General features: G+C 39.0%; 15 protein-coding genes. 2 read left to right on the top strand and 13 right to left on the bottom strand.

The window, feature by feature from the left end; translation table 11 throughout:
- Positions 1 to 16: 16 nt before the first annotated feature.
- From leuC to CS931_RS04345, 9 genes are all read right to left on the bottom strand, one after another.
- Positions 17 to 1,279 (bottom strand): 3-isopropylmalate dehydratase large subunit, encoded by a 1,263-nt coding sequence (gene leuC / locus CS931_RS04305; RefSeq protein WP_099204502.1) that lies wholly within the window; start codon positions 1,277 to 1,279, stop codon positions 17 to 19.
- A gap of 27 nt (positions 1,280 to 1,306) precedes the next feature.
- The gene (locus CS931_RS04310) at positions 1,307 to 2,080 is read right to left on the bottom strand and encodes a hypothetical protein (protein ID WP_099204503.1); all 774 of its coding nucleotides are present in this window, start codon (positions 2,078 to 2,080) and stop codon (positions 1,307 to 1,309) included.
- Between the two features lie 459 nt (positions 2,081 to 2,539).
- A complete protein-coding gene (locus CS931_RS04315; protein ID WP_099204504.1) occupies positions 2,540 to 3,739 on the bottom strand; it encodes a MalY/PatB family protein in 1,200 nt (399 codons plus the stop codon).
- Positions 3,729 to 4,349: a cytidylate kinase-like family protein gene (locus tag CS931_RS04320; RefSeq protein WP_099204505.1), complete on the bottom strand. Its 621-nt coding sequence runs from the start codon at positions 4,347 to 4,349 to the stop codon at positions 3,729 to 3,731. Before CS931_RS04320 ends, CS931_RS04315 begins: the two co-directional genes overlap by 11 nt.
- Positions 4,346 to 5,554: an amidohydrolase gene (locus tag CS931_RS04325; RefSeq protein WP_099204506.1), complete on the bottom strand. Its 1,209-nt coding sequence runs from the start codon at positions 5,552 to 5,554 to the stop codon at positions 4,346 to 4,348. Before CS931_RS04325 ends, CS931_RS04320 begins: the two co-directional genes overlap by 4 nt.
- Before the next feature lie 2 nt (positions 5,555 to 5,556).
- Entirely contained in the window at positions 5,557 to 6,312 is a 756-nt protein-coding gene (locus CS931_RS04330) for an amino acid ABC transporter ATP-binding protein (protein WP_159459736.1), read from the bottom strand.
- 21 nt (positions 6,313 to 6,333) lie between these two features.
- Complete coding sequence (locus CS931_RS04335; protein WP_099204508.1) at positions 6,334 to 7,038, bottom strand: amino acid ABC transporter permease; 705 nt, start codon at positions 7,036 to 7,038, stop codon at positions 6,334 to 6,336.
- Positions 7,026 to 7,763, bottom strand: a complete 738-nt coding sequence (locus tag CS931_RS04340; RefSeq protein WP_099204509.1) for an amino acid ABC transporter permease — start codon at positions 7,761 to 7,763, stop codon at positions 7,026 to 7,028. Before CS931_RS04340 ends, CS931_RS04335 begins: the two co-directional genes overlap by 13 nt.
- Before the next feature lie 38 nt (positions 7,764 to 7,801).
- Positions 7,802 to 8,704, bottom strand: coding sequence for a transporter substrate-binding domain-containing protein (locus CS931_RS04345; RefSeq protein WP_099204510.1), 903 nt, complete (start codon positions 8,702 to 8,704; stop codon positions 7,802 to 7,804).
- A gap of 1,117 nt (positions 8,705 to 9,821) precedes the next feature.
- Here CS931_RS04345 and CS931_RS04355 point away from each other — a divergent pair.
- Entirely contained in the window at positions 9,822 to 10,364 is a 543-nt protein-coding gene (locus CS931_RS04355) for a hypothetical protein (protein WP_370738179.1), read from the top strand.
- 756 nt (positions 10,365 to 11,120) lie between these two features.
- Here CS931_RS04355 and CS931_RS04365 read toward each other — a convergent pair.
- A complete protein-coding gene (locus CS931_RS04365) occupies positions 11,121 to 12,410 on the bottom strand; it encodes an RNA-binding domain-containing protein (RefSeq protein WP_099204512.1) in 1,290 nt (429 codons plus the stop codon).
- A gap of 489 nt (positions 12,411 to 12,899) precedes the next feature.
- On the opposite strand from CS931_RS04365, the gene CS931_RS04370 reads away from it, so the two are divergent.
- Complete coding sequence (locus tag CS931_RS04370; RefSeq protein ID WP_099204513.1) at positions 12,900 to 14,318, top strand: site-specific integrase; 1,419 nt, start codon at positions 12,900 to 12,902, stop codon at positions 14,316 to 14,318.
- 514 nt (positions 14,319 to 14,832) lie between these two features.
- Here CS931_RS04370 and CS931_RS04375 read toward each other — a convergent pair.
- Genes CS931_RS04375 through CS931_RS04385 form a run of 3 tightly spaced genes read right to left on the bottom strand, consistent with a single transcriptional unit; the run spans position 14,833 to position 18,260 of the window.
- Positions 14,833 to 15,459, bottom strand: coding sequence for a hypothetical protein (locus tag CS931_RS04375; RefSeq protein WP_099204514.1), 627 nt, complete (start codon positions 15,457 to 15,459; stop codon positions 14,833 to 14,835).
- A gap of 33 nt (positions 15,460 to 15,492) precedes the next feature.
- Positions 15,493 to 17,235 carry an ATP-binding protein gene (locus CS931_RS04380; RefSeq protein ID WP_099204515.1) on the bottom strand — a complete coding sequence of 581 codons (1,743 nt, stop codon included), beginning with the start codon at positions 17,233 to 17,235 and terminating at the stop codon, positions 15,493 to 15,495.
- Positions 17,235 to 18,260 carry an SIR2 family protein gene (locus tag CS931_RS04385; protein ID WP_099204516.1) on the bottom strand — a complete coding sequence of 342 codons (1,026 nt, stop codon included), beginning with the start codon at positions 18,258 to 18,260 and terminating at the stop codon, positions 17,235 to 17,237. The genes CS931_RS04380 and CS931_RS04385 overlap by 1 nt, the downstream gene beginning before the upstream one ends.
- Positions 18,261 to 18,298 lie beyond the last annotated feature (38 nt).

Genomic DNA, 18,298 nt, shown 5'->3' on the forward strand with positions numbered 1-18,298 from the left:
TTTTTTACCGCCTTTCTCAATCTAAATCGTTCGGGTCTGTAATCACACCTGTCAAAGCACTAGCAGCGGCAACTGCCACTGATGACAAGATAATTTCTGAATCGGTATGTCCCATTCTGCCGACAAAGTTACGGTTCGTGGTAGAAACAGCTCTTTCGCCCTCTGCCAAAATGCCCATATGGCCACCCATACAAGGGCCACAGGTGGGAACACTAAAAACGGCTCCGGCTTCAACAAATATTTGAGCCAAACCTTCTTTCAGGCATTGCAGATAAATGTCTTGTGTCGCCGGAATCACGATACAACGCACTCCCTCTGCTACTCTCTTGCCTTTTAGAATTTGGGCTGCCAAGCGCATATCACTGATTCGCCCGTTTGTGCAAGAACCAATCACGGATTGGTCAATCTTGAGGCCTTTTGCCTCCTGTACTGTTTTAGTGTTTTCGGGCAAATGCGGCAAGGCAACGGTTGGTTTTAAGGCCGCCAAATCAATCTCGATTACACGAGTGTATTCAGCATCGGCATCCGCTTCAAATACTTGCAAATCGCCTTGATAACGGTCTTTGCAATATTCAAGTGTTTTTTCATCTACCGGGAAAATTCCATTTTTAGCACCGGCTTCAATCGCCATGTTGGCAATGGTAAAGCGGTCATCCATAGAAAGCGCTGCTACACCGTCACCGGTATATTCAATGGATTGATACAAAGCACCATCCACTCCAATTTTACCGATTAAATGCAGAATGACATCTTTTCCGCCGACATAAGGATTTGGCTTGTTCTTTAAAATAACTTTTATAGCAGTTGGTACTTTGAACCAAGCTTTTCCCGTAATCATGCCAGCCGCCATATCCGTTGAACCGACGCCTGTTGAGAAAGCACCGAGTGCACCGTATGTGCAAGTGTGTGAATCAGCACCAATGATGCAGTCTCCTGGGCCAACTAAACCTTGCTCCGGTAAAAGAGCATGTTCAATACCTACTGTGCCAACATCGTAAAAATGAGAAATGCCATATTGATTGGCGAAATCACGGCTTCTTTTACATTGTTGTGCTGATTTAATATCTTTATTTGGTGTAAAATGATCCATCACTAAGATAATTTTTTCTTTGCTGAAAACAGAATTTGCTCCGCATTTTTCAAACTCATTAATGGCAACAGGTGTGGTGATATCATTTCCCAAAACAATATCTAAGTTGGCATTGATAAGCTGACCGGCTTCCACAAAATCTAATCCGGCATGTGCCGCCAATATCTTCTGTGTCATTGTCATTCCCATAAGTACCCTCCCAATCTATCATCAATTTTATTGATTTGCTTCTTTTTGAACTTTTTCATTTGTGAGCAGACGCTGAAGAAGTTTATCTGATTCCTCATACCGTTCAACTGTTTCTGCTTTTTTCTGGATACTTTCGCTCTCACTGCGGAAAGAAATTCGATAGCGCTGCAAAAGCTTTAGAACGTCTTCTTCGCTAATATCTTCATCTTTTAAGCTTACCGGATGAAAATCTGCCAAAGCCGGCACGTCATTCCATTCAAGCATAGCATTTTCGTAGTCTGTTTTATCTTCGGGCATTGGCGTTCCATCTTTATAACGGAAAAAACCTTCAAAACCAGCTTGAGTTAAATAATCAAATGTTTTTTCATCGTGCAAAAAAATAAAGCTTTCATTTGAACTGATATCTGCGGTAAAACGTACCTGCGCGGCTTGAAATGTATTGGGATCAACTGACGGATCATTAACGGGATCACCAATGACATAATCATTAATTCTAAGCAATACTTCGCCGTCACCATTCACATCTTCTGCATATTCTTCCAAATAATTCTCAAGTTCTTCTTTTAAATCAGTAGGAAGGCTTACCGAAGTGAGCAGTGCCACATAATAGTCTGGTTTCTCTTTTGATACAATTGAGTAAATAAAACTGATTACCAAAGCAATCGCAACTAAAATGACAAAAATGATTGTTTTGTGGTAATGCCACCAATTTTTTCGAATATCTTTTTTGTCTGTTAGAACAATTTGGTTCGAGTGTATCGTATCTTCTTCTGAATCTACCAGATATCGTTCTCTCGCCATCTTCACACCTTCTTATCCATTAGTTGGGCCCGTTATCTTGTTAGGATAAAAGCATCCACTTGATTATACTTAACCGCACTTAACCGCTGCCATCTAAACGATATAATTTTTCCCGTTGTATTTCAACAGGATATTTTGCAACCGCATTTATTATGTATAATCATGCACAAAATTAAGAAATTTAATATTTATACTATTTTACTCATTTTTAAAGGATAAGTCAAGGCATTGCAAGTAAAACGCTCTCTATCTTTTGTAAAATTTATGTGTATGCTATGTATTGTAAAAATTCACTTGTGTGCAAATATACAGTATTCGACATTTCTTAAAACTACTTTCATCAATAGAAAAACAGGTGCAAATCCCGCTCATTCAATAGGCTTTGCACCTGTCTGCTATTTTTTCTTACACTAAGCTTTGCTTTTAATGTAAAGCAATCAAACTTTTTTGAGGAGTAGTTTAAATTTGAAACGCAAATTCATCAAGTCTGCGCAAAGCTTCTTGCAATTGTGCAAAAGGCAAGGCAAGGTTCATGCGTATGCTGTCGGGTGTATGAAAAGGCCTTCCATCTTGCCAAATTACACCACAGCGATAACCTCGGTGAAGCAGCGTATCCAATGTCTCTCCTGTTTCTTTGCACCATTCACTGCAATCTAAGTATAGCATGTAGGTTCCCTCCGGTTTTGCCAGCGAAACCCCTTTCCAATGACTTTGAATGTGATTACAGGCATATGCAATATTGTGAGTCAATATCTCTTTCAAAGCATCTGTCCACTGTGCCCCTTTCTCACTGTATGCCCCTAACAGCGCATACATAGACAGTACATTCATGTGATTATAGTGGGTTGCACTTGCGTGCTTACGCATACGATCTTGCAAGTGCTTGCTATAAACAATACTATACGAGCCAATTAATCCCGCCAAATTGAATGTTTTTGACGGCGCATAAACTGCTAATGTTCGCCTTTTTGCATCTGGTGAAACGCTTTGTGTGGGGATATGATGGTACCCTGTCAATGTTAAATCCGACCATATTTCATCTGAAAAAACAAGACAATTATTTTCTTTGTAAATCTGCATAGCCTTTTCAATTTCTTCTTTTTCCCATACTCGCCCACTGGGGTTGTGGGGAGAACAAAACACCGCAAAATGGATATTTTCTGCTTTTAACTTTGCATCCATATCGGCATAATCCATCCGGTAAACACCATTTTGATCTTGTACTAAAGGGCTGAGAATGCTTTTTCTGCCATTGTCTTCAAGACAGTGAGTAAAACCAATATAAGTCGGCGAATGAAGCAAAACTCCTTCACCAGGGGAGGTAAATACATTTAGTGCTGTCGCCAAGCAACCTAAAACACCGTTTTCATAACTGATGTCTTCTCGCTGTAGCCCTACAACACCATTACGTGTTGCTTGCCAGTCTAAAATAGCTTGATAATATTCCTCTCTTGCTTCAAAATATCCAAAAGCCGGATGTTTTGCACGTCGAATGATTTCTTCTGTAATGCTAGGAGCAGTCTCAAAACTCATATCTGCCACCCACATGGGAATAGGGGTAATTCCTATTTCTGGCTGCACTGGCAACCTAGGAATAATATCCAAAGCAATGGCATCTCTGCCTGCTCTGTCCATCATAGTTGTAAAATCAAATTCCAATTTTTTCTGCCTCCGTCTTTTTATATGCCGTTTCTACAACGCTTGCCAAAAATTTTGCAGTCCCTTCTACTCCTAAAAAAGCGGAATTCACCATAATATCCATATGATCTGGATCCGCTGGGGCATATTTTGCATATCGCATGTGATAGGCCATGCGGGCATTATCAATTTCGGCGAGCATCTTCTTGGCTTGTTTTGGCGTCATACCCAACTCGTTTACACAGTTAATAACCCTGTCTTCATACGGTGCATAAATATAAACACTAATATGATTTTCAAAATCCTCCAACACGCTGTCAGAACAGCGGCCAACTATAATACAGCTTTCCTTTTCCGCAATTTCTCGTATCAATTGAGATTGAATGGTAAAGATTCGATCTTGTATTTCTCTATTCCCACTACCCAACGGTTCTTTCATTTTGGCCCATCCTGTAGCAGCTGTTTCCTCTAAACCGCTAATCACTTCTACGGGCAAGTTCAATTTCTTAGAGACCATTTCAACAATATCTCGGTCATAATATTCTACCCCTAATAGCTCAGATAAAATTCTGGCTACGGGTCTACCCAAGCTGCCAAACTGCCGAGAGATTGACATGCAAAACTTTTTCATGATGTTTCCCCTCCCTTTTCCATATACGAAACTGCATAAAGTGCCGTTGCCGCAACCCCAAGCTGTAAAACATTTTCATCTACGTCAAAATATTCGTTATGATGCTCCGCACCGCTTCCGTAGTCGGCGTTTTGAATCCCCAAAAAGGCAAAAACTCCTGGAAATTCCTGCAAATAACGAGCAAAAGATTCTGATGCATACCAGGGGGGGCATTTACATATGGTATCTGCTGGCAGATATTTGCTAAGTATATCGTCTGCCAGTGCGGCGCAAACTACATCATTGATCACTGGGCCACCAAATATTTCTGTTTCAGGCAAATTCACTGTGCAGTGGTGCATTTTTGCTGTATACTCTGCGACCTCTCGCACTATTTTTGCTGCCTTTTGCCCTGCTTGTTGGTTAAAAAATCGCATTGTGCCAATGATAGTAGCCGTATCAGGAATGATATTGCCAACGCCGCCGCCTGCAATACCTGTTACACCATAGGTCACCGCATCTTCGGGATTCATTTGCGCCAAAAGCGCACCCGGAATATTCGTTACAATATCGGCCGCTGTGTAAACAGGGTTTCGAGATTTGTCTGGACGAGAAGCATGCCCGCCTTGTCCGTTGACTTGAATATTAAGAATTGCACCACCAGCCATTCTTGGACCTGCATCTACACTGATTTTCCCAGACGCAAGCCCTGCATAAACATGCATAGCCCAAACCGTGTCTGGTTTTAGCCTCTGAAGTTTTTCAATCATCTGATTCACACTTTTCCCGCATTCTTCTCCTGCTTCAAAACAGAAATAAAATATTCCACAAAGTGATGATTTAAGAGAATGCAGCAGGGTAATACTGGCAAGCAGCATAGCTGTGTGTGCATCGTGTCCGCAAGCATGACAGGTATCTGCCTGAGAAGACATACAAGTGCGATCACCTTTTAGATTCTGTGGATTTTCAACCATGGGCAAAGCATCCATATCGGCTCGAAGCGCTACTCGTTTTCCAGGTTTTCCGGTATCCCATATGCCAATCAGCGCGGTTTCTGTAACGTCTATGTGAGGAATTCCGAGAGAGTCTAATCTATCACACACAAGCTGACGTGTTTGGTATTCTTTTCCTGCTATTTCAGCATAACCATGTATAATTCTCCGTAGCTGTATAACTTCCTCGGATAAATCAGCAGCACCTTTTTTTATCTGCTCATATATGTTCATGGTTACGCCTCCTTTCCACTAGATCCATTGGTAATCCTATTTAGGAAAGCTTTTGTTCGTTCTTCTTTGGGATTATCAAAAATTTCGTGTGGTTCGCCTTGTTCCACAATCACACCATCTGCCATAAAAACAACCTTGTTGGCAACCTCTCTGGCAAAACCCATCTCATGAGTAACCACCACCATAGTTGTTCCACTCTTAGCAAACTCTTTCATTACATTTAAAACATCGCCAACTAATTCTGGGTCAAGTGCTGAGGTGGGTTCATCAAACAGTACAACCTCTGGATTGACGGCCATAGCTCTGGCTATACCAACTCGCTGCTGCATACCACCGGAAAGCTGTGCTGGATAGTAGTCATATTTTCCAGTTAATCCCACTCGATCCAGCAAGTCGCGTCCGTCCTTTTCAGCTTCCTCTTTTTTCACTTTGCGCGCTAGAGTGAGGCCAAGTGTTACATTCTGTAAAACTGTTTTATTGACAAATAAATTATAATTTTGAAATACGAATGAAGTTTTTCGGCGGATTTCAAGCTTCTCTTTACCTGTTACTTTTTTTAAGTTATAGTCTTTTCCGCAAAGATTCATTTCGCCGTCATTGGGTGTTTCCAGTAAGTTTAGACATCGAAGAAGGGTTGTTTTGCCCGAACCACTGGGGCCAAGTATTACAATGACATCCCCTTTGCTTACTTGCATATCCACAGATTTTAATATTACATTCTCTCCAAAAACTTTTCTCAGGTTTTTAACCTCTAACACAGGCATATATTTCCCTCCTTTTTAAGCAAGCTGTTTTACACTTCTGGAGAAGTGTATTTCTACTTTTCTACTTGCGATTTCAATGATGATTCCCAGCACCCAAAAAACCAACGCCGCGGCAACATAGGCCTCTATGTAAGAATAGTAGGTATTCGCAGCAACAATAGCACCGTTCATAATATCCATCACACCAATTACGCTGACCAACGAGGTCGCTTTAACCAAACTTAAAATACTATTGGTCAAAGGAGGAATAACCGCACGAATGGTTTGAGGCAGAATAATATGAAAAAATGTTTGACCAGCTGTCAGTCCTACGGTGTATCCGGCTTCATACTGCCCCTTACCAACGGATAGCAAACCTGCCCGAATCACTTCAGATACTCCTGCTAAGCTACTGATACTCAAAGCAGCGATTGCCACATAAACCATATCCACATTTTGAATATTTGCTTTGACACCAAGAAAGGCCATAATTGGTGAAAAAGTAATAGTAAACACTAAATATACAATGAGCAACACCAAGTTTTGAGGTAAAGCTTTGAGCAGTGCCAGCAAAAAATCACAGATTGGCTTTATCACCGGCACCTGATATACACGAGCCATAGCCGCTAAAGTGCCAAGCACACAGCAAATCAAGAGTGTCATCAAACTCATAAACAGATTTTGCGGAATATAAGAAACCGCTGCTTTTAAACTGTCTAAAAAATAGCCTAAATTGAGCATGATACTTCCACCTCCTTGACCACTTCTTTTTCTACTCTTTTTTTCATTCTTTTATTGTCAAAATCTAGGTGTCTGCTAATTCGCATAAACACTTGCTCCAAAACAATGCTGATAACAGCAAAGACAATTGCACAAGCGATGTAGCCTTCTAACGGATGACCGGTGCGGTTGCCCAGAGACGCCGCCTTTCCCATCATATCCACTACACCCACCATATAAGCAAGAGCCGTCGCCTGAAATAAAGAAACAAAGGTAGTTCCCAACATAGGCAGAGCAATGCGAAATGCCTGAGGAGCTGTAATTTGCCATAGTGTCTGCAAGCCTGTCAATCCGCAAGCCTGCCCTGCTTCAACCTGACCTACTGGCACAGCCAGCACCGATGAGCGAATGGTTTCTCCAATAAATCCACTCATGTTTAGCCCATATGCCACCAGTACATACACAACACTATCAATTTCTGAAGTATCTATCCCTATAGCTCCCAGCAAAACTGGCGTGCCAAAATAAATCACAAACATTTGGCAAATAACAGGTGTGCATCTTATGTATGAAAGAAACACTGCTACCACTTGACTAAGCACCGGAATTTTCTTGATTCGGATGGCTGCCAACAAACATCCTAAAAGCAATCCTGTTCCAAAAGCGACCAGTACAATCCTAAGGGTTACCGGAAATTTTGCCATAATATCCGGAAAATACTCCCACAACCTTTCCCAACTGAACATACCCTCTCACCTCTTTATATTCTTTTATGAAATATAGTTTAGGCATTTGGATTTTCTGTGTAGTCTGCACCCAACCAAGTCTCACTTAAAGCTTTCAATGTACCATCTTCTCTTAGTTCTACCAGTGCAGCATCAATATCTTGCTGCATTGCATCAGAGCCCTTGCTGTATACAAAATAGGCCCCGCAGTCATAATCGGAAGTTGTCACATTATAGTCACTATACTTCATAAAACCATCGTACTGCTCACTGAGCGTATCCAAATCATATTGGCTACCCACAAAAGCATCATATAGGCCACTGGTGATTCCCTGATAGACAACTGTGTTGTCTTTGATGTATTGTAGTTTCACCGCTTGGTCTGGATTTTCTTCATTCCATTTTAATAAGAGTGATTCTGACATAGAACCGCTGGTGGTAGCAATTGTTTTACCAGCTGCACTAGCAAGATCTGTGATGTCCGTTCTGTCTTTAGAAAAACCGATGCGGAAATTGCCAAAATACATATCTGCTTCTTTAGCATAAAGGTAGTTTTCTGCACGTTCTGCCGTATAACCGAAGTGGTGTACCGCAACATCATATTTTCCTGTATCTAAACCAATCAGCAAATTGCTGAAGTCATCGGGAGTCACAACAAATTCATACTTATCTCCCAGCTTTTCTGATATTGCCATCATAACATCGTAGTCATAACCGGTAGGCTGATCATCGTCATCCAAATAACAGAAAGGGGTGAACATATTGCCGATTCCTACTTTTAACTTTGTTTTCTCACCGGCAGCTACCTTTGTTGCGCTCGCTTCACTTGATTGTGACGAAGAAGATTTTGATTCAGCAGAGCTGTTTGTGTTTTTGCTACCACATGATGCAAGCAATGTCAAAATCATTGTCAACACAAGGGCCAGGCTTCCTGCTTTTCTGAATTGGAATTTGTTTTTCATAATCAATGCCTCCTATGACAGTGTAAGTTTATTCAAAGACAGAAAACAAAAAGCGCCAATCCCTAAACACGGGATTGACGCCGTTGTCAAAAAAAGCGTCAACCCTCTGTAAAGAGAATTGACGCCATTGTCTACTTTTTTTGCTTAACTGCTCTGAATTTAGACCTATAATAGCACTGCTGTTTCTATCTGTCAAGAATTTTTTTGCGCAGTTTTTAACTTTGAGATTCAGCTAAATTAAAAGCATATATTTTCACCAAAAAAATATAAAATTGTATAAATAAACTATCTATTCAGCATTTTATACAATTTAATCATTTTTCATGTTTGTTTAAAATATTGGAATCCGTTAATCGCTAAGTAAACTTCATCTAGCTAATAGACTTGGCTATCACTCTAATCCTTGATTCTGTAGCAAAAAAAGACCTTGAAAGATTAGAAAAGTAACTTACATTACCTCATTTAATCCTATCAAAGTCTTTAAACTGCAGAATTATTTTCAAATTTTATCAATAATTATTTATCCGCCAAAGGTCTCATCGTGGGGACTTGCGGTTGGGGCATTTTATATGCTTTCATCCCGCTTCGTCCTATTCCAAAAGTCTTGATATTACTAAGTTTTTGAAACCTCATATAGTCCATAGAGCTTCGTCCTTTTCCGTCATTTGCCGCGGCAAAAGTTGTAAAAAACTTGTAGTAAGTTGTAATAGCCACCAAGTTCCCAAACAACCTATTTGCAACTTGATATACAAATAAGTATAACATACGCATAACGGAGATTCAAGTCAACCGTTTTGTATGAACGGTTGATACATTTTATATTAAGGAGGCACTATGCCAGAATATTAATTAGAAATTAAACAAGTTGTGACCTATCCACGCTGCCGGATTTATCGGCAACTTATTCAAAGTCTGATGAAAGACCGGAGCATTCGCGTAAAAGGAGGCTCCGGTCTTTTCTATTATCGGATGCCTGCTGGGAAATGCATTTATCCCGCACGCGAGGCGTGACTACGATCCGCATAGGGCTGACCATCCTTTGGGGCACTAATAAGCCGGTCGCAACTTTTGAACTGACACTCTCCCCCTACCGGGAGAATTCCACAAGGAGGGTTAAATGATGAAAAAGAAAGATCAAATAATTAATATTACTGAAAATCCGCTGTATCATGACACATGGAAATTACTGAAAAAATACCGTGATGTGGTTTGGAGTCTGGAACTATCCGTTCAGCAGGTCCGCAGCAAGTTTGAAATCGAGTACGGCAGCTCCATCGAAGAATTTTTAGATTCTATCTACCTCGCCGGTGCCGATCTAGCCGGTTCGGAAATCGAACATCATGCCAAGTGCATTGAGCGCAGTTATCAGATGCTGAAACTGCTGGATACGGCCATTGATTTGCTCCGCAATAAACATAAAAACGGTGAATCCTATTACTGGCTGTTGCACTACTCTTTTCTCTCTCCTCAGCAGATGCGGAATGTGGAAGAAATCATCGAAAAGCTGCGACTTCATATCCGTGACATCTCTTTTCGCACCTACTACCGCAGGCGGAGGGAAGCCATCGATGCCTTGAGTTCTGTCCTGTGGGGCTACACTTCCAAGGATAGCATGGAGATTTTGGAGCAGTTTTTCCCTGTTGATAGGGGTAGCAAATAATTAGCGCAAGGCAGGAATGAAATTGGCACGGTTTTTCTCTTTCGGCGTAAATCCTTATGTGTTAAACTGAATACGCTCAAATTTATACCCAAAACCGAATACGGGCGGCAAGCCGGCACTTTTTTAAGCAGGGTGCTTTTTTTCTGCCCCAAAGGCTAACGACCTGAAAGACCATACCCTCATTGGATGTGGTCTTTTTCATTTCTTTGAGCAAAAAATACAGAAGGTGTGCAAATTGAAAAAAATGATGTTTCCCAAATCCCAGAAGCAGTCGGAACCTAAGATTCGGCTACGCCCCCATTCCTATCGGCAGGATTGCTTATACCGCTTCTCTATGCATGATGTTCTGCCAGCCGGCTTTTGCTGCCACCGATGTCTGGATCAAGGCCAAAGAAGTCATGCAGGATGTCTACAACCAAATTCTGTTGATTTCAACGGAGCCGATTTTTCGGCTATTGTTCACACAAAGAGTGTGAATCGTGGCCATCCTCGCTATATAAATAGGAAAATCCCTAAAAAAATCAGTAGAAAAGTGGCCCTACGGGCGCAATTATCCTACTGACATTTGACTACAAACGAAACGACGTGTGCAATGCGAGTTTTGTCCCTGTACTATCTCAAAAAATAATAGATTCCAAGGAGCCACGCACAAAAATCAAATACAGTTTAACATTATCACTACATATAGTATTTTTCAATTATTCCATCACCAACCATATGCGTATAAAATATAGGTATATGATAATCTAATTGCATTTATTTCAACATATACTTTCTGTTTTTACTGTTTCCAACTGGTATAAGGGCCCCTTGCTCTACTAGTTTTTTTAGTATACGCCCAGACATAGTTTGAGATACTTTCAAAAGCTCCTCCACATCTTTTCGTGTGACTTCTGTTTTGTTCTCGACCAACCCAATTACAGCCTGTTCCTGCTCTGACAATAAACCTCTTTCTTGTAATATATTTTTATTAGGAAGCGTAATTTTAAAGGCATTTTCAGAGATTTCAAACTTAGGCTGTAGAGGAAAACTCTGGTAGCTTTTTAAAATCTTTGGGATTCCCGTTCCATATGCCTCTATCAGTGTAAGCCGATAGAAAATGTGTGCAAGATTTTCATTGCGAGTTATAGAAACGCCAAGCATGATATCATCAGCCGAAATACCTCTGACGAGCCCACCCACTGATATAAATTCGATTCTATCATCAAATATACTAATCAATGTGCTCGCACTATAGGAATAATCCCGGTGGACTAAAGAATTCAGCAACGCTTCTCTTAATGCATCTTCCGGATAATCCCTCTTGTCTATCCGGTGAAGCCCTTCAAATTCTGCCCGAGTGCGATTGTACTTGGAAATGTATTCGTATACCTCGTTCAGCTGCTGCAACAGTGAACCATTGAATTCACGCCGATCCTTAAATACCGATTTGTCAGTTCCTTCAAATACGGCTGCCTTGACGGTATGCACACACTGATCGGAAAGCAGATAAGCCAGGTTTGTATAGATTCCATCTGCATTAACAAGTTTCAATGTTTTGTATTGTGCCATGCCAAAAGGAACTTTTCGAGAAGAGAATTCCCTTTGAGCAGCCTCGAAGGTGATTTCTTGATTTAGAGAACGCATATCCTCGTAGCTGTCTCCATCTGTCTCCTTAATCATTTTTCGAATGGCACTTTCCGATGCCGGTACCGTGGAAGCGCCCTGGCGAACAAATACGCCTTCAGGACGCAGCCCTTTTCCTATCAGATAATAGGGACTCTCTGTCCCTCTTTGTACTATAATTTTAATAATTCTCTTATTCTCCAACTCTTCTGTCTCGTATGAAGTAAACAGGGCAATATCCGGTTTGACTGAATCACGTATCATATTGGATAATTTTAAAATTTCATTATCTGTATTCTCTATTCCAACGATCTCTCCAGAATCTTCAATCCCAACATAAACAATTCCTCCATCTGTATTGGCAAAGGCTATTACTGTTTTACGAATATCATCGACCACCTGTCGCTTTAATTCCAGATTTAATCCTTCTATAAACCTCATATTCAGACCTCCTTTTTCCTAACACACATTCTAACACATTCTAACCATTCTCGTCAACGAAATGTGTTAGCATTTTTCGACCACATTTGTCAGTCAAATGCAGATTATTCTTTCACAATTACTGCAAACCCACGCGCCAGCACAACATGATGTGCTTTATATCTTGATATCCCTCTTTGTATAGCGGTATACTTCCAAGGATAGTATAGATGTACTAGAATAGTTTTTCCCCAAGAACAGCACTCCATAATACTTAAGTTTTGTCAACTCTTCTTTATTTACAATCGTACTTCATAAATTTCAAACTTGAAGTACGATTGTAATTTCATTTAAAACAGCTTTAGAAATTAAACTTGTAAATACAAACTTTTCGCCACTATTTGCAGAAAAAATATATATTCATACTATTTTATTTACAAGCTAATGTACAAATTTATTTCTCATTGACAACACTATATATAATTTATTTACTCTAAGGAGGTCCAAGAAATGGCAAAAATTAGAAAAGACCACGAAGGTCACATTCTTCAAAAAGGTGAGTGTCAACGCAAAGACGGAAGTTATGTCTACTTCTATACGTGTAACGGGAAACGTAAATATCTCTATGACACGGATTTGTTATGTTTAAGAACTAAGGAAAATAAGATTACAAAAGATATCAAGGATGCCATTAAAGAGCACCCCGTAATAGGTAAAGGCAGAAAAGACCGCAAAGGTCGCAATCTTCATAAAGGTGAGTGCCAACGTAAAGATGGATATTATGTCTACTTCTATACGTGTAACGGAAAACGCAAATATGTCTATGACAAGGATTTGGCGAGTTTGAGAATTAAAGAAAAACAAATAATAAAAGATTTAGAAGATGGAATTCGAACACAAGAGAGCATGGGTATCACCTTGAATGATATGTTCCATACTTACATGCAAACAAAAACAAGCCTGAAAGAATCAACCCGTGCCAATTATATGTATCTATGGCAGCAGTACATCCAACATGCTCCTTTCGCAAATTGTCCGCTTCCATCAATCCGCAAAAGCGATATTCTGCTTTTTTATTCTAAGCTATTAGAAACCGGGTTTGCTATCAATTCGCTTGAAGGCATAAACAATTTAATTCACCCCACCCTTGAATTAGCAGTTGATGATGATTTAATTCGAAAAAATCCAAGCCAAGGTGTATACCACAGCTTTAGTAGAAATAATACAACTCCTCCTCGTATTGCACTCACACTTGATCAGGAGCAAAAATTTTTAGAATTTATAAAAGGAAGCCCCACTTATAGACATTGGCTACCCGTTTTTGTTACACTTCTTGGTACTGGCATGAGAGTATCCGAATGTACTGGCCTTACCTGGAGTGATGTGGATTTTGAAGCAAACACGCTATCCGTCAACCACAGCTTGATTTATCGAGTCATTGATGGACATGCAGGCTTTCATATTTCTACTCCTAAAACTAAAAACAGCACTCGTATTATACCTTTAATTCCTAAAGTTGCAAAAGCTCTTCATTTATTACATGAAGAACTCAGCCGTGTATCCACTGATTCCGAACTTTCTTTAGCAGGGTATCATGGGTTTGTTTTCCGAAACCGTTTCGGCTCGTTCCTTGGAGCACATGCAATCAATCGGGCAATTGACCCAATCTGCAAGGAAATTAATTTAGAGGAAACCGAGCAAGCAAAAACGGAGAAGCGAAAACCTCGGCTACTGCCACATTTCAGTGTTCATAATCTCCGGCATACATTTTGTACAAGACTATGTGAAACCACCACGGATATAGCTGTTATTCAACAAATCATGGGGCATGCGGATATTGCGACAACACTTGAACAATATAATCATGTCTCACAGGAACATATTAAAATTATCATGGGGAATATAATCAACGATCTATCCCTCATGTAAGATTTGTTCCTTACAACGAAGCAACCAGTCAAAGCAGCTACTATATATTTTCTTTTTCTATTACAATCTGCAGATATCTGTGCTTACTAAGTGAGGCCAACATTTAAAGCTGTTTTACCGTAAACTTATGTAAAATCACAGAATCATTCTGATATCATAGCCAGATGACTACCGGCTACCTAACAGCTAAAATACAATTTGCAAAAAAATCTTGACACTATCAAATCACCCTGTCCAGTTTCGAATTGACAGGGGCAGCTAACCTTTTTGTTCTTTATATTGGCCTCTTCACAGAGCCTGTGGTTTTGTCATATTAAAGCAGAAAAAAGCGCAAAGGCATCTCGCCCTTGCGTACTGATTTTTTTACTCTCTCTTAATCTGTACTTTTTTCACTCATCTTTCCGCTGCAACAGGACAATGGACTCGCAGTGTCTTGTTCGGCCAATAATAATGCGTTGTAAAGCTGGTTGTGCCTTTGAGTAACAATACCTCTAATAATAAGCCTATTCAATATTCAAAAGTTTTCTTTATAGTCAAATTGTATTCGATGCGATGTCTGCTCGGAGCATACCCAAATATATTCACTATTAACAACATCACGAATAAGATGCATATTTCCAATGGGCTTTGATTTACAAAACGGGCATTTTTTTGACTTCACTAGAAATACTTTCCCGTCAATATTTTTGTAAACTTTTCCAACACTTCTTATGTTACTTTTAACTTCATCGAATTTAAATTGGTTTATTATCGTATTAACCATATCTTTCTTGGAAACAAATTCAATAAACTTCCCGTTTCTTTTTAACTTAAAAATATGTACTAAGTCTATTGTAAATGCTACAATTAAAAGAAATGCACCAATAGCACATAAAAGTAACACCCCTAATAAAATTAAATGTACGTTTAATTGCAAGTCGATACTTTGACTAGATGACAAATACCTTCCTAACCCCGATGCTATAAGTGCAAGTATTCCACCAATCATTGCCTCTACTATCTTTTCGATTAGTATTTTTTTAATAGAAATTTCTTCTTTTTCTACAAGTGTATCTTTGTAATATTGTTCACCTGAGTTTAGAACAACTGTAGTGCTTTTATCATAGATTGTGCCATTATTATCTCCGTTAATATCTCTCATGTAATCTTCCTTAAAATATACTCTTCATTTGCTCTATAACCTGCTTTGCTTACGCAAAAATTCAACTGCTTGTTGTACAGCATCATTATCTGGTTTGAATTGATCCCAATCATCCCAAAAGTCTTTTGTAGCACTTACTGGCCTGTGACTCACTTCAGGTTTATCAAGTAAAATCTTACTTGGGAGAAGAATTGCATCTCCTACTATTAAAGCTTCCCCCACATCCAGTAACGGCAAGAAATCAATTGTACTTTTCAGAGAATCCGGCAATAGATTCTTTATTACCCCCTTATCCCTTTCATTTGTTAAGCGAAGAACAACAAAATTACTACACTGACTTAGAATTGTCTTACTAACATCTGATGGGCGTTGGCTTACAGGCAATAAAGAAACGCCATACTTTCTGCCCTCTTTTGCTATACGCTCAAAATTATATAATGCTTGCTTTTGTACTGAATCTGCTTCATCTTTAGTTGGTAAATATAGATGTGCTTCATCACAAACAAGCGTAAATGGTGTCCTTTTATCTGCCTCCATCCAAAATTGGACATCATATAGTAATCTTGCTAATGTTCCTGTTACAACCGGCAGAACATCTGATGGAACTTCTGAAAAATCGACTATTTTAATTCCTTTTTGAGAATCATTATAACCTAAAAGATTACATAACATTTCGGCAAGCCAAGTATAGTTTCTTGTACCAACATGTGGTTGGAACATAAACCCATACGTTTTATCTGCGATCTTGGTTTCCAATCGAGAAATAAATCGTGTTAATTTGCCTTCCCAATCACCTTTTACTGGAGCATTATTTTTTCCAACCCCTTTTCGAGTATCATCATCTTGTAGTTTTTCTATAAGCGATTTCATATCGAAAGGAATTGGCGAATCAACCGTAAACGTCTTGGCGATATCATGCTTATTTTCTTTACTCAAAGTTTCCAATTTTAAATCACGAATGTGCAAAGTAAAACGAGATGCTTGATTGGGAGCATTTGAATCGCTCCGATCAAGTATCATTGACAACATTTCTTCTCTGTTTAATAGCCAGTAGGGTAAAAATAATATGTTCTTTTGATTTTTCTCCAGATCACCTGGTCCAGCAATTTTATAAGATTCCGCTATCTTATCTTTCCCTTCGGTCAAGGAGCCATATTCTCCGTGCATATCAAGTACGATAATATTGGCATATTTTAACTCGCTTGCCTTTTCCAAGATATTGGCTACGCACCAACTTTTTCCGGAACCCGTGCTTCCCAAAATTGCTGCATGTCTTTGAAAAAATTTGTTACCATCAAGTACCGCTTTAGCATTGTTATCCATCATAAAGGTGCCAAGTTTTAATTGTTTTTCAGATTGAATTGAATTGCTGAGCAAGTTCATAAAACTTTGCAAATTGGCTCCTGAAATGCAATAACATTTGCTTTCAATCTGTGGAAATAGATCTACGCCTCTCTTGAAAATATTCTTTTGTTCTCCTAATACCATATGATAAGTTCCGATTATATTAACTTTAACATAATCTGCAGAAGATACCATGATATCAGTTTCCTCCGTGGTTTCATCTTCAAAATCTTCTATATACTTTCTTGTTACTTTGTCAATTAACGAAATGAGTAGCTGATGTTTCTTTCCTGTTTCAATAGCAACCAAATTACCCACACTAATCTGACCCATAATATTAGAGTTTTCTATTTCAACAATAATTTGTGCTGTATCAACATAAGTAACACTACCCAATAATTCATTTTCAGCGAATGATATTTGACTACTCATTAGAATACCTCCTTAATCATCTCTCTAATATCCCATAAATTTACATCTGGAAAGAAGCTTTCTCCGTCTTTATTTATAACTAAAGTTCCATTATCTCGATTACAAATTCCTATAACATTTTTACACCCTTTTACTACTTTCACTGCCTTATCAGATAATGAATAAGTAAGAATTAACGCAGGTTTATTTGAATTTAATTGACGCATTAAATGAGTCTCCAGATGATCATCTCCAAATCCATAACCAATAATTATGTATCTCAAAGCAGTGTCTATTGCCGCGTTGGCTCGTGCACGATGTGTATCAAACGGTTCATTATATCCTTCTCTGTATTTATTGATACCCGGAGTAATAATTAAGCAATTGTTTTTTTCTAAATGAGGAACTGAACATGCACAGCCATTAATGTGATACCAACTTAAACATCCATGGGGTTTTAAAACCGTTACTTTGGGTGAATATTCAACTCGACTTTGTCCTTTTAGTTTATAAATACTTTTACAAAAAGAATATTTACTTTCATCGGGAGAGAACTGACAAATAAATTTTCCAACAAATAATGTGTCTACTCTGATTTCATTCATTTCGCAGCTATATTCAACAAGTCTATCATAATTGGTGGTTATAACGGTTAATCCATTGTTCCTTATGTTAAATTTTTGTAAATAGTCGGAAAGTCGAAATTGTTTAGCCCCCGACAAAACATTATTTAAAGCCTCATTTTCAGCAGACCGAATAAATGCCGCCGTAGTTTCTCTTATTTTTTCTTCTACAATACTTGTTGGTTTTTGACTATGAAGTGCTTCTTCAAGGCCTTCACCTACTTTTAATCTATCTGATATAGCCTTCCAATTGTCCACGTCAGCTTTTTCACTGATTTTATCTGGTAGCTTGTCCTGCAATTCTATTGATAAAGATCCCATCCCGGGTATTCCCTCAGCTACTGATAAGCCTGAACCAATAATGGTAACTGTGTTTTCTTGAAAAAAATCTTGGATAATAGTCTTTACATCATTCAAGTCCAAACTAAGGTTCACCCCTCTCTCTATCAAAGCCTAGATAT

Source organism: Scatolibacter rhodanostii (assembly GCF_900197595.1).
In the GTDB taxonomy this organism is placed as follows: Bacteria; Bacillota; Clostridia; order Oscillospirales; family Acutalibacteraceae; genus Scatolibacter; species Scatolibacter rhodanostii.